At 71.3% G+C, this 11,022-nt stretch carries 10 protein-coding genes; 2 read left to right on the plus strand and 8 right to left on the minus strand.

All coding sequences use genetic code 11. From position 1 onward, the window contains the following. The 3 genes from fabD to Dvina_RS37705 are packed head-to-tail and all read right to left on the minus strand — an operon-like array spanning window position 1 to window position 4,115. Window positions 1–2,319: an ACP S-malonyltransferase gene (gene fabD / locus Dvina_RS37695; RefSeq protein WP_223094340.1), complete on the minus strand. Its 2,319-nt coding sequence runs from the start codon at window positions 2,317–2,319 to the stop codon at window positions 1–3. Between the two features lie 18 nt (window positions 2,320–2,337). Beyond that, the gene (locus Dvina_RS37700) at window positions 2,338–3,186 is read right to left on the minus strand and encodes a DUF6039 family protein (protein WP_223094342.1); all 849 of its coding nucleotides are present in this window, start codon (window positions 3,184–3,186) and stop codon (window positions 2,338–2,340) included. Between the two features lie 32 nt (window positions 3,187–3,218). Beyond that, a complete protein-coding gene (locus tag Dvina_RS37705) occupies window positions 3,219–4,115 on the minus strand; it encodes a DUF6039 family protein (protein WP_223094344.1) in 897 nt (298 codons plus the stop codon). Window positions 4,116–4,336: 221 nt separating this feature from the next. On the opposite strand from Dvina_RS37705, the gene Dvina_RS37710 reads away from it, so the two are divergent. Together Dvina_RS37710 and Dvina_RS37715 are read left to right on the plus strand one after the other, a co-directional pair. After that, entirely contained in the window at window positions 4,337–4,723 is a 387-nt protein-coding gene (locus tag Dvina_RS37710; RefSeq protein WP_223094346.1) for a DUF3224 domain-containing protein, read from the plus strand. Between the two features lie 2 nt (window positions 4,724–4,725). Next, window positions 4,726–6,210, plus strand: a complete 1,485-nt coding sequence (locus Dvina_RS37715; RefSeq protein WP_223094348.1) for a class I adenylate-forming enzyme family protein — start codon at window positions 4,726–4,728, stop codon at window positions 6,208–6,210. A gap of 67 nt (window positions 6,211–6,277) precedes the next feature. On the opposite strand, the gene Dvina_RS37720 is transcribed toward Dvina_RS37715, so the two are convergent. Genes Dvina_RS37720 through Dvina_RS37740 form a run of 5 tightly spaced genes read right to left on the minus strand, consistent with a single transcriptional unit; the run spans window position 6,278 to window position 10,876 of the window. Beyond that, window positions 6,278–6,640, minus strand: a complete 363-nt coding sequence (locus Dvina_RS37720; protein ID WP_223094350.1) for a DoxX family protein — start codon at window positions 6,638–6,640, stop codon at window positions 6,278–6,280. A 28-nt stretch (window positions 6,641–6,668) separates the two neighbouring features. Continuing rightward, window positions 6,669–7,445: an enoyl-CoA hydratase-related protein gene (locus Dvina_RS37725; RefSeq protein WP_223094352.1), complete on the minus strand. Its 777-nt coding sequence runs from the start codon at window positions 7,443–7,445 to the stop codon at window positions 6,669–6,671. A 5-nt stretch (window positions 7,446–7,450) separates the two neighbouring features. Continuing rightward, window positions 7,451–8,683, minus strand: a complete 1,233-nt coding sequence (locus Dvina_RS37730; protein WP_223094354.1) for a hydroxymethylglutaryl-CoA synthase family protein — start codon at window positions 8,681–8,683, stop codon at window positions 7,451–7,453. 19 nt (window positions 8,684–8,702) lie between these two features. Beyond that, entirely contained in the window at window positions 8,703–9,560 is an 858-nt protein-coding gene (locus Dvina_RS37735; RefSeq protein ID WP_223094356.1) for a DUF6039 family protein, read from the minus strand. Further along, window positions 9,557–10,876, minus strand: a complete 1,320-nt coding sequence (locus tag Dvina_RS37740; protein WP_223094358.1) for a hypothetical protein — start codon at window positions 10,874–10,876, stop codon at window positions 9,557–9,559. Before Dvina_RS37740 ends, Dvina_RS37735 begins: the two co-directional genes overlap by 4 nt. Window positions 10,877–11,022: the final 146 nt, after the last annotated feature.

Below are 11,022 nucleotides of genomic sequence, written 5' to 3' on the forward strand. Positions count from 1 at the left end.
TCATTCTCCCGAGTTCGACCAGGTCCGCAGTGTGCCGTCGAGCAGGTGCGCCGCGCCGTCCATGAGCAGGTCGGCGATGGTGTCGACATGGCGTTGCCGCCAGTCGTGCAGCGGGGTGCCGGCGACGAGCCGGTTGAAGGCGCCGAGCGCCGGCCCGCAGTGGATCTGATAGTTGACCGTGCCGCCCGATACGCCGGGCTCGCCGGCCAGGGCCAGCCGGGTGGAGTGCACGAAGTACCAGCGGAAGACGAGGGCCATCCGCGCCTTCGGGCTGCGCTCGGCCCGGTCGAGGTCGGCCGGCCGGTGCTTGCGCAGGTACTCGCGGGTCTCGTCCCACACCTCGGCGAACGTCCGGCGGAAGTACCGCTCCTCGATCGTCCGCCGGGTCTCGGGATCGATGTCGTCGAGCCCGTCGTACTGCCGGTACACCTGGTAGAGCTTGTTGGCCCGGGCCGGGAAGAGGGTGCCCTTGCGCACGACCTGGACCCGCGCGCCGAGCTCGAACAGGTCGCCGGCCGGGGCGTAGGCGGTGTCCTGCACGTCCAGGCCGGCGAGGAGGTCCTTGACCGCGTCGGAGGTGCCGGCCTCGACTGTGCACTGGTTCACCGAGCCGGTCACGACGAAGTCGGCGCCGAGCACGAAGGCGGCCGCGGCGGCTTCCGGGGCGCCGATGCCGCCGGCGGCGCCGATCCGGATCCGGGTGGGGTAGCCGTGCCGTCGCATCGCCTCGTCGCGGAGCCGGCCCATGGCGGGCATGAGGGCGTAGGGGCTGCCGGCGTCGGTGTGCCCGCCGGAGTCGGCCTCGACGCAGATGTCGGCGGCGACGGGGAGCAGGGCCGCGGCGGCGGCCTCGGCGGCGGTGAGGGCACCCTCGGCGACGAGCCGGTCGAGCATGGCCGCGGGCGGCGGGGCCATGAACGCGGCGGCGACCTCCGGCCGGGAGACCTTGGCGACGACGTGCCGGGCGGCCCGGGCGACGCCGTCGGTGCCGATGGCGGCGCCGGTGTAGCGAAAGTGCAGCAGCGCGGGGGTGAGCTGCAGAAAGCTCGCGGCCTCCACGTGCCGGACGTCGTGGCGCAGGTAGAGCGCGACGAGCTCACGTTCGGCGGCGGGGTCGTCGGGGACGGCGAGGAGGTTGACGCCGAAGCGGGCGCCGGCACCGAGCCTGGCACGGATCTCCCGGATGCCGGCGTCGATCTCGTCGAGGGTGAGGCCGCCGGTGCCGAGGAAGCCCATGAGGCCGGCCTTCGCCATCCGGATCACCAGCGCGGGCGAGGCGATGCCCTTGAACATGGAGCCGGCCAGGTAGGCGTGCCGCACGCCGTAGTCGGCCCGGAACTCGGCCGAACCCAGCGCCGCCGCGGTGATGCGGCCGGGCCGGGGCGTTGCCGCCGGCTCCGCGGGCTCGGGGACCGCGGGTGCGCCGATCACTGGCGCGCAGGCCGCGGGCGCCGGGGTGGCGGGGGCCGGGCAGGGCTGGGCCTTGGCCTCGTTCCACAACTCGGCCAGGACCCGCCCCGGGCCCACCTCGACCAGGTCGGTGACGCCCGCGGCGAGCAGGTGGCTCATGCTCTCCCACCAGCGCACCGGGCTGTCCACCTGCCGGCCCAGCAGGTCGCCGACCCCGCCGGCCGGATAGGGCAGCGCCGTCACGTTGGCGATGACCGGGATCTGCGGGTCCCGCAGGGCGAACGCCGTCAGGAACTCCCGGTACTGCGCCGCGGCCGGCGCCATGTGCCGCGAGTGGAACGGCGCGCTGACCCGCAGCTTGACGCACCGCCCGGCCCCGGCTGCGGTGATCGCCTCGGTGGCGCGTTGCAGCGCGAGGTCCGGGCCGGACAGCACGACCTGGCGCGCCGAGTTGCGGTTCGCCAGGTCGATCTCGTGCAGACCCTCCCGGTGCAGCAGGTCGGCGAGCCGGTCCGGCTCGACGCCGACGACGGCGACCATGCCGCCGTCGCCGGCCTGGCTCATCAGCTCGCCGCGGCGCTGCACGAGCCGCACGCCGGTGGCGAAGTCGAAGCAGCCGGCCGCGAACAGGGCGTCGTACTCACCGAGGCTGTGCCCGGCGAGGAAGTCCGGGGCGGGCTCGCGCTCCCGGCGGTCGAGATAGCTCAGCGCGTTGACCACGAACAGCGCCGGTTGCACATGGCGCGTGTCCTTCAGGCCCGGTGCGGCGTTGGTCAGGCAGAGCTCGCGGACGCGGTAGCCGAGGATCTCGTCCGCCTGCCGGCACAGGTCCGGATAGCGGTCCAGGACGTCGGCTCCCATGCCGCGGCGCTGTGCGCCCTGCCCCGCGAATACCCACGCTACGGCCATCTCGGCCACCTCCTCGGGTCAGGCCTGCTGCCGGGTGGCGTACAGGCCCCAGTGGTGCGGGGTGAGGGCGATGTCGCTGACCGAGCCGTCCACGAAGGTGCCGGGCCGGCCGTCGTCGGCGAACGCGTCCTGCTCCAGCAGCCGCTGGTAGGTCGTCAGGTCGCGCAGGTGGATCAGCCAGTGCAGCTGGTCGCCGCCGAAGGCCTCCTCGTAGGCGAAGGCGCTGGCCTCGCCGGCGAAGTTCTTGTTGATGTTCTCGACCAGCTCGCGGGCGATCTGCCGGGCCTCGGCCCGGAAGCCGTAGCCGACGGTGGCCGAGCGCAGCAGCACGATGCCGGCGTTGCCGGAGTGCAGCAGCTGGCCCTCGGGCTGCGCGGTCTGCTCGCCGGCCACCGGCACCGTGTCGCGGCCGGTGCGGCCGGTCCAGGTGTGCGGCAGCAGCACGTTGGAGCGCATGCTGCCGTCGACGAACAGCCGGTCCCACGCGCCGGCGCCGCTGTCGGTCTGGACCCGCTCCTTGGCGACGGACTCGCGGTAGGCGCGGTCCTGGTCGCCCATCTCGACCATGCCGTAGTAGGTGTCCAGGGACCGCAGATGGATCAGGAAGTGCAGCCGGTCCTCGTAGCCGAATGTCTCCTCGTACACGAAGGCGGTCGCGTTGCCGGCCTGGCGGGCGTTGACGTGCTTGGCCATCTCGCGGGCGAAGACGCGGCCCTCGTTGCGGTACTCCGAGCGCAGCTGGCCCACCTTCTGCACGATCACACCGGCGTTCGCCGAGTGCAGCAGCCCGGCCGCACCGGCCTCGACCTGATGCTGGGCCGGGGGCACGATCTGGGCGCGCCGCTCGGCGGTCATCGAATCGGTCATGTCCTTCTCCTCTCGTTCTCGGGTTCCGGCGCTCAGCGCAGGGGGGTCAGGGCGACGTCGACCATGGAGCCCTCGACGAAGTACCGGGCCCAGGTGCCGCCACCCTTCTCCGGTGCGATGCGCTCCCGGAAGTAGATGTCGCGGACCTCCTCGTCGCTGACGTGCAGCTTCAGCAGCCGCATGTAGGTGGTGAGGTCCTTGAGGTGGATCAGCCAGTGCAGCCGGTCCGCGGTGCCGAAGCCCTCCTCGTAGACGAAGACGGTGCATTCGCCGGGCAGGTTCTTGTTGATCGACTCGGCCACCTCGCGGCCGAATGCCCGCGCCTCGGACCGGAAGTCGTAGATGATCTGGCCGGTGCGGTGCATGACGATGCCGGCGTTGCCCGAGTGCAGGATCTGCTCGTCCGGCAGCGCCGTCTGCTGGCGGGCCGGCGGCAGCGCGACGGGTCCGGCGCTGCGGTGCACGGTGCTCTGCTTCTCCAGCTTGCCGTCGACCTTGGTGCCGTACATGCCCCAGAACTGCGGCAGCATCACGGTCTCGGTCACGCTGCCGGCCTCGAACAGCCGGTTCCAGGCCGCCGGTCCCTGCCCGGTGAGCGCCTCGTCGTCCAGGCTGACGAGCGGGTAGTAGGCGTCAAGCGAGGTCAGGTGCAGCAGGAAGTGCAGCCGGTCCTTGGTGCCGAAGGTCTCCTCGTACACGAACATGCTCGCCTCGCCGGCCAGCTTGGTGTTGATCCGCTCGGCGAGCTCGCGGGCGAACGTCCAGGCCTCCTCGCGCAGCTCGGCGCGCACCTGGCCGATCCGCTCGACGACCACGCCGGAGTTCGCCGAGTGCAGGACGTCCTCGCTCGGCAGCGACGTCTGGTGCTGGGCCGGCGGCACGATCCGCTCACGTCGCTCGTGCACCTCCACGACATGCTCAACGGTCATCTCGATGCTCCTCGCAGGTGTTTGGCTTCTGGCGGCCGATACGTCGAGACGCTAGTGAGCCGGCCCCGCCTGAGCTGCTCAACACTGAGCAAGGCCGGGCCCGCGACAGGAAGTGCTCAGTTCTGAGCACCGCCGCAGCGACTCCGGTCGCTACCGTCGGAAACGTCTATGATGGTCGGGCATTTGTCCGAAAAGAGAACCTCATCGAGGAGTGCGGTCCCATGCCCAGTCTGGCCAAGAGCTCATTCACCATCGACAACCGTGACAACACTCCGGTGGAGTGGAACGGCGGGCCGATGACCCGCGCCCGGTGGACCAAGACCTTCACCGGGGAGCTGACCGGCACCAGTGTCGTGGAGCTGATCCTGCTCGGCCCGGACGGCGACGGCCCGGCCATCTACCTCGGCGTGGAGCGGTTCGACTGCGAGCTGGCGGGCCGCAAGGGCGGCTTCCTGCTCATCCACTCGGCCTCCATGCTCGGCGAGGCGCACGAGGCCAGCTGGACGATCGTGCCGGGCTCCGGCACGGGCGAGCTGGCGGGTCTCAGCGGCCGTGGCGAGATCACGCCGGAGCACGACCTCATCCTGCATTACGACCTCGAGGAGTAACCGTGACCCAACCAGCCGGCCCACCCGCCGCTGCGCAGCTCGCCGTCGTCCCCGACCTGCTGGAGCGGCGGGCCGGGGAGGATCCCGACGGGATCGCGTTCATCGTCGACGGACACGCCACACTGTCCTTCCGCGAGTGGGAGACCCGGTCGAGGGCGGTGGCGCACTCGCTGCTCGACATGGGCGCCGGCCGCGGCCGGCGCATCGGGCTGCTGTTCGCCGGGCTCGACTGGATCGAGTATGCGGTCGCCTACCTCGGGGTGCTGCGCACCGGAGCGACGGCCGTGCACATCAACGACGCACTGCCCCCGGCCGAGGTTCGCCGCCGCTTCGACGAGTGCGGCGTGGCCCGGCTGGTGCACGCCGACCGGCTGGTGCCCCCGGCCGGGTTCGACGGTACCACCCACCCGCTGTCCACTTTGGACACCGGCACCGACCTTCCGCTGTCGGTCGCCATCGATCCGGCCGACATCTCCGACGTGCTGTACACCTCGGGTACCACCGGCCCGGCGAAGGCGTACACCGTGCCGCACGGCAACCTCACCTTCGGTAAGCAAGCCGCGGCCACCCGCGACTTCCGGGTCGCCGGTCACATGCTGGTGCCGATGACGCTCGGCACCAGCACGAGCGCGACATGCGTCAACTCCGCCCTCTCGGCCCCGGCCGTGTCGGTGGTGTGCGACCCGGACGACATCGACCGGATGGGGCAGCTCATCGAGCAGTTCGCCATCCAGTCGCTGGCCATCACACCGTGGATCGCGATCCAGCTGCTCGCGGCGGACATCGCCGGGCGCTACGACGTGTCGTCGGTGACGATGGTGGCCTCGGGGTCCTCCCCGCTGCCGCCGCCGATCGCCCGCGCCGTGCTCGCGGCGTTCCCCGGGGCCCGGATCATGAGCGCCTGCTCGCAGTCCGAGGCCGGGCCGGCGCTTGTCGTCAACATGTTCGACCCGGCCAAGCCGCTGTCGGTCGGCCGGCCCACCCCCACGACCGAGCTGCGGCTCGTCGGCGCCGACGGCGCGGAGGTGCCGCAGGGCGAGGTCGGCGAGATCTGGCTGCGCCATCAGGCACCGCGCCGGCTGTACCTCAACGCGGAGCTCCACCGGGGCGACGAGGGCTGGTACCGCACCGGCGACTACGGCCGCCTCGGCGACGACGGCAGCCTCTACTTCTTCGACCGCGGTGTGGACATGCTCCGCACCGCCGACGGGCCGGTGTCCACCATCGAGGTGGAGGCCGCCCTGTACGAGCACCCGGCGGTCCGGGAGGCGGCCGTGTTCGGCGGCCCGGACGGCGAGGTGCTGGCCGCGGTGGCGCTGAGCGACCCCGACGCCCTGGCGGAGGTCGAGGCGGCGACGGCGGGGCGGCTGGCGCCCCACCAGGTTCCGGTGCACATCCTGGCGCTCCCGACTCTGCCGCGCAGCCAGAACGGCAAGGTCCTCAAGCGCGAGCTGCGCGAGCAGGCCGCGCTCACCGCAGCGCGATAGCGCAACAGCGCAGTGGCCCCCGGAGAAGTATCCGGGGGCCACTGCTGTCGGTCGTGCTGCGAAGCGGTCAGAACCGGCCCCAGGCGACGAACGCGGCGAGGACCAGCAGGACGGCGTTGGGGGCGATGGTGGCGTACTGCTCCCGCCGGAGCATGCCCGGCACAGAGGTGAGGCACAGCAGGCCGAGGACGACCGCGGCGACCGGGGTGAGGACGGTGGCGACCCCGGCGAGCCAGGGCACCACGACCCCGATCGCGGCCAGGACCTCCACGGCCCCGAGCGCCTTGAGCGCCGGCTCCGGGAACTCCTCGACCCACGCCATCTGCGGGTTCTTGAGCAGCTTCAGCTTGGACTGCGCCAGCTTGCCGGCGCCGACGGCGATGAAGGCCGCGGCGAGCACGGCCTGGACGATCCACAGTGCCACGTTCATGGCGTTGTCTCCTAGTTTTCGTTGTCGGCTACCGGGCCTCCCACGGCAGCCGCTGGTGGCTGGCGAATGCGGCAATGCGGTGCTGGACCGCCGGTGACGACATCAGCCGGGAGAACTCCGCGACCGCCACCCGGCGCTGCTGCTCGGCCGGGAAGCACAGGTCGCCGAAGTATCGCTTCGCGGCGCCGACCGTGCTCTCGTCGAACTTGGTCAGCCGGCTGGCCAGGCGGCGCAGCGCCGGCGCCGGGTCGTCGGCCACCTCGTCGACGAGGTGGAAGCGCTCGGCCTGCCCGGCCGGCACCGACAGGGTGCTGAGGGTCATCGCGTAGGCGGGCTGGAAGCCGGTCCGCCGGATCAGGAACGGCAGGACACAGCAGGGCAGCAGGCCCCACAGCGCCTCGGGAAGACCGAACGTGCTGGCCGGGGTCGCGTACACGAGATCGCCGGCCGCGACCAGCCCGACGCCGCCGCCGGTGACCCGGCCGTCCACGAGGGACACCACGAGCCGCGGCACCGTCGTGATGCGGTGCAGCAGGTCGAAGAACGCCTCGCCGCCCCGGGCCGCGATGTCGTCGCGGTTGCTGCCGTTGCGGGAGGCGGACTCGAAGTCCATGCCGGAGCAGAACACCGGCCCGGTGGCCGCGAGGGTGACGATCCGCAGGTGCGGCGAGCGCTCGGCCAGATCCAGGACGGCGTGCAGCTCCGCGAGGAGGACGTCGTTGATGCTGTTCTGGCGCTCGGGCCGGTTGAGCACGACCCGCAGGACCTCGCGCCGCTCCTCGACGATCAATGCCTGGAAGTCCATGGTCTTCAGCTCCAGCGGTACTGACGGTGGAAGTTCTCGACCCGGTCGAGCACCAGCAGCCCCCGGCCGGCGACATGGCTGTCGTAGACGCGCCCGTAGGGCGAGACGTCGTACTTGTGGTCCTGCACGCCGCACATGCGGTGCAGGCTCAGGTCGCTGATCAGCTCGTACTCCGGCATGCTCAGCGGGTAACGGTCGGCGATGGCCGCGGCGATCCCCTGCCGGGCCAGCAGTGCCTTGCCCGCAGGTGTGACGACGCCGCTGTAGAACTCCGAGGCGCAGCCGGAGCCGTAGGAGAACAGGCCCAGCCGTTCGGGCCGGGTGATGTCGGCCTCGTCGATCAGCGAGCACAACGCCAGGTACAGCGAGGCCGAGTAGACGTTGCCGACCCGGGTGGCGTACGTCAGGCACGGCGCCACCCGCGCGGCGAAGTCCGCCTCGACCTGGGCCGGTGGCGCCGGCCGCTCCTTGCGCCGCAGCCGGCGGTAGGCGCTCTTCACCATGCCCGCGAACGGGGTGTGGAAGACGAGGTGGTCGAAGGTGTCCAGGAGGTCCGCCGCGCCGACGCGTTCGCGGTAGGCGGCGAAGCTGTGCTCAAGGCATTCCATGTAGGACATCAGCGACAGGTCCGAGTCCCCCGCCTCCAGGTCCGGGCGGGGCCGCAGCGTGTCCATGACCTCGAAGCTGTGGTACCCGTTGGCGCCCGGGTCGAGGGCGAGGATCTCGGCGTCGCGGCCGACAAGCATGGCCACCGCGCCCGCACCCTGGGACGGCTCCCAGTAGGTGTTGCGGGCCGCGACGCTTGCGGAGTCGGCCGCGATCACCAGGGCCCGCGCCCCGGGGACCGGGCTGGCGCCGATGATCGCCGCGGCCGACTGCAGCGCCGCGGTGCCGCCGTAGCAGGCGTGTTTGACCTCGAACGACCGGCACCGCCGGCCCAGCCCGAGGTAGTGCTGGATGTAGGTGCTGATCGGCTTGCCGAAGTCCAGCCCGGACTCGGTGCCGACGATGATGAGCTCGATGCGGTCCCGCTCCTCGTCGGTCAGGGCCTGCACGAGCGGGCGGGCCGCGTTCACCGCGTTGGTGACCGGGTCCTCGCACGGCAGGTTCACCGACTTGCGGTCCATCATCAGGTTCGCCGACCGCCGGTCGTCCAGCCCGCGGGCCTCGAAGAGCTGCGGTACGCCCAACGAGGCCCGCCCCACGTAGGCATTGATCGCCTCGATGCCCACTGTCATGACCGATGCTCCGCCCGGCTCAGTGCGTGCCGGTGGAGTACGGCACGAGCAGGGTGTCCTGCAGGGTGCCCGGGACGAACAGGCCGCCCCAGTTGCCGCCGCCGAGCGCCGCCGGGACACGGGTGGCGTCCAGCAGCTCGCGGTAGCCGGCGTCGCTGCGGCCGAGCTCCTCCAGCTGCGCGTAGTCCTCGAGGGAGCGCAGGTGGATGAGCCAGTGCAGGGTGTCCTGCCGGCCGAAGATCTCCTCGTAGAGGAAGGCCGTCACGACGCCGGGCAGCGCCTGGTTGACGTAGTCGGCCCACTGGACGCCGAAGTAGCGGCACTGCTCGCGCAGCTCGTAGCGGGCCTTGCCGGTCCGCAGGAGGACCGCGCCGGCCGTCGCCGTGGTCAGCTGGATCTCGGCGGGCTGCGCGGTCTGGTACTGCGCCGGGTCGGCGAACACCTCGGCCGGGTCGATCTCCCCCTCGGGCGGGTGGCCGAAGCCGTGCTGCGGGCAGAGGATGTTCTCCTGGAAGGAGCCCGGGGTGAACATCCGCTCCCAGTTGCCGCCGCCCTTGCCGGGCAGCCGGTCCAGGGTGGAGATGTCCTGGTAGTCACGGTCGTGGTCGACGAGCTGCAGCAGCCGCTGGTAGTTGTGCGGCGACTTCATGTGCACGAACCAGTGCAGGCGGTCGCGGACCCCGAACACCTCGCGGTAGAGGTAGGTCGAGATCACCCCGCTCTGCGAGTTGTTGAGGTAGCGGACCAGGTCGACGGAGAACTGGCCGCCCTCCTCGGCGAAGGCGTACTCGAGCTGGCCGGTGCGGTGCACGGTGAACCCGCAGTTGGCGGAGTGCAGCTCGCCGGTGGCCCGGTCGGCCTCCACGGCGGCGGTCATGACGCCACCGCCGTCTCGCGCAGGCGCGCCAGTCGGGCGGCCTCCCGGGTCATGGCGAGGGTGTCCCGGCGGCGGCGGTCCCGGCGGCCGCGGTACAGGCTGCGGATCCACAGGGCGACGCCCCAGCCGTTGACGCCCAGGCCGAGAATCGCGACGGTGGCGAAGTCGATGGAGTTGAACCGCGAGTCGCCGCCGGTGACGTACAGGATCGCCTGGTACAGGTAGCCCCAGAGGACCGGCAGGCCGGCGAAGAAGAAGACCCCGACGGAGATGAACCGGCCGGCGATCCAGATCAGCGAGTAGGCCCGGATGGCCCGCATCTCCCGCTTGGGGATGGCCGACTGGTCGACCCGCGGCAGCGACGGCCTCAGGCGCTTGACCTGGTTGCGCAGGAAGTCCTCGGTGTCGACCATGAGGCTCTTGCAGTTGAAGGCCGTGGCGAAGACGTAGTAGCCGTCGGTGCGCAGGAAGAAGAAGAACTGCCAGCCGACCCGGATGAGCGCGGTGAGGACCAGCGCCGTGGACAGCAGCGACAGCCAGTAGGGCAGGCTGACGTAGCCGTGCCGGCCGAACCACAGCAGTGCGATCAGCAGGGCCGCGGTCGTCGCGTCGGCGATCAGGCCGATGGTGAACGCCAGGTAGCGGCGGCGCTTCGGGGCCAGCCAGATGCCTGTCATGTCGGTCTGCGCCACCAGGACGTACAGCTGGTTGCCGACCTCCATGTTCGCGGTCACGCCGGCGGCGCGGGCGGCTACCACGTGGGCGATCTCGTGGATCATGACGCTGCCCAGCGACAGGATCATCGTGGCCCACGTCAGTGCGGCGAAGTACTCCGGGAACAGCAGGGACTTGCCCGGCACCGGCATGAGGCCGGGGTCGTCGACGGCGAACCACAACCCGGCGGCCATGATCGCGGCGCAGCCGAGCAGGACCGGCCAGCCGACCAGCTTGCGCGCGGCGCTCGGGGAGAGCCAGTGCAGGCTGACGGAGCGGCCGTGGGTGTGGACGTGCTCGGACGCCGGCACGGCCTTGACGGCGGCCTCTTCGGTGGCGTCGGCCGGCTGCAGGAAGCCCTCGTCGTTCAGCGCGGTGAGGAAGTCCTCGATGTCCGGCGCCTGGCCGTGCTTGCTCTCGAACAGCCCGGCGGTCTCCCCCACTGACTTGCCTTCGGACAGCCAGTTCAGGATGTCCAGCCCCGGGGCGGGGATCTCCAGGAAAACGTGTTGCTCGACCAAACCGATGTTGACCGTGTCGCCGTCGCGGTGGTGCGTGAACGGCCGCACCTTCACGAGAGACCCGGGCGGGTAACCGGCCATCTCCTCGACCTCATTCCCGAATGTGACTGTTTGGTGGGTACATGTGCCAGCGGGAGCCAGGCCGGATGCTCTCGGGCATCCGGGCCTGACTCCCGCCAACGGAAGGATGGTGCTGTGGTGCGCTGGGGCAGCTGTGCAGCTGTTCA

The organism is Dactylosporangium vinaceum (genome assembly GCF_019904175.1).
GTDB classification, from domain to species: domain Bacteria; phylum Actinomycetota; class Actinomycetes; order Mycobacteriales; family Micromonosporaceae; genus Dactylosporangium; species Dactylosporangium vinaceum.

What these genes read in the sequence shown, in the direction of transcription:
- fabD (WP_223094340.1), bottom strand. Translation starts at nt 2,319, where the DNA reads ATGGCCGTAGCGTGGGTATTCGCGGGGCAGGGCGCACAGCGCCGCGGC.
- Dvina_RS37700 (WP_223094342.1), bottom strand. Translation starts at nt 3,186, where the DNA reads ATGACCGATTCGATGACCGCCGAGCGGCGCGCCCAGATCGTGCCCCCG.
- Dvina_RS37705 (WP_223094344.1), bottom strand. Translation starts at nt 4,115, where the DNA reads ATGACCGTTGAGCATGTCGTGGAGGTGCACGAGCGACGTGAGCGGATC.
- Dvina_RS37710 (WP_223094346.1), top strand. Translation starts at nt 4,337, where the DNA reads ATGCCCAGTCTGGCCAAGAGCTCATTCACCATCGACAACCGTGACAAC.
- Dvina_RS37720 (WP_223094350.1), bottom strand. Translation starts at nt 6,640, where the DNA reads ATGAACGTGGCACTGTGGATCGTCCAGGCCGTGCTCGCCGCGGCCTTC.
- Dvina_RS37725 (WP_223094352.1), bottom strand. Translation starts at nt 7,445, where the DNA reads ATGGACTTCCAGGCATTGATCGTCGAGGAGCGGCGCGAGGTCCTGCGG.
- Dvina_RS37730 (WP_223094354.1), bottom strand. Translation starts at nt 8,683, where the DNA reads ATGACAGTGGGCATCGAGGCGATCAATGCCTACGTGGGGCGGGCCTCG.
- Dvina_RS37735 (WP_223094356.1), bottom strand. Translation starts at nt 9,560, where the DNA reads ATGACCGCCGCCGTGGAGGCCGACCGGGCCACCGGCGAGCTGCACTCC.
- Dvina_RS37740 (WP_223094358.1), bottom strand. Translation starts at nt 10,876, where the DNA reads ATGGCCGGTTACCCGCCCGGGTCTCTCGTGAAGGTGCGGCCGTTCACG.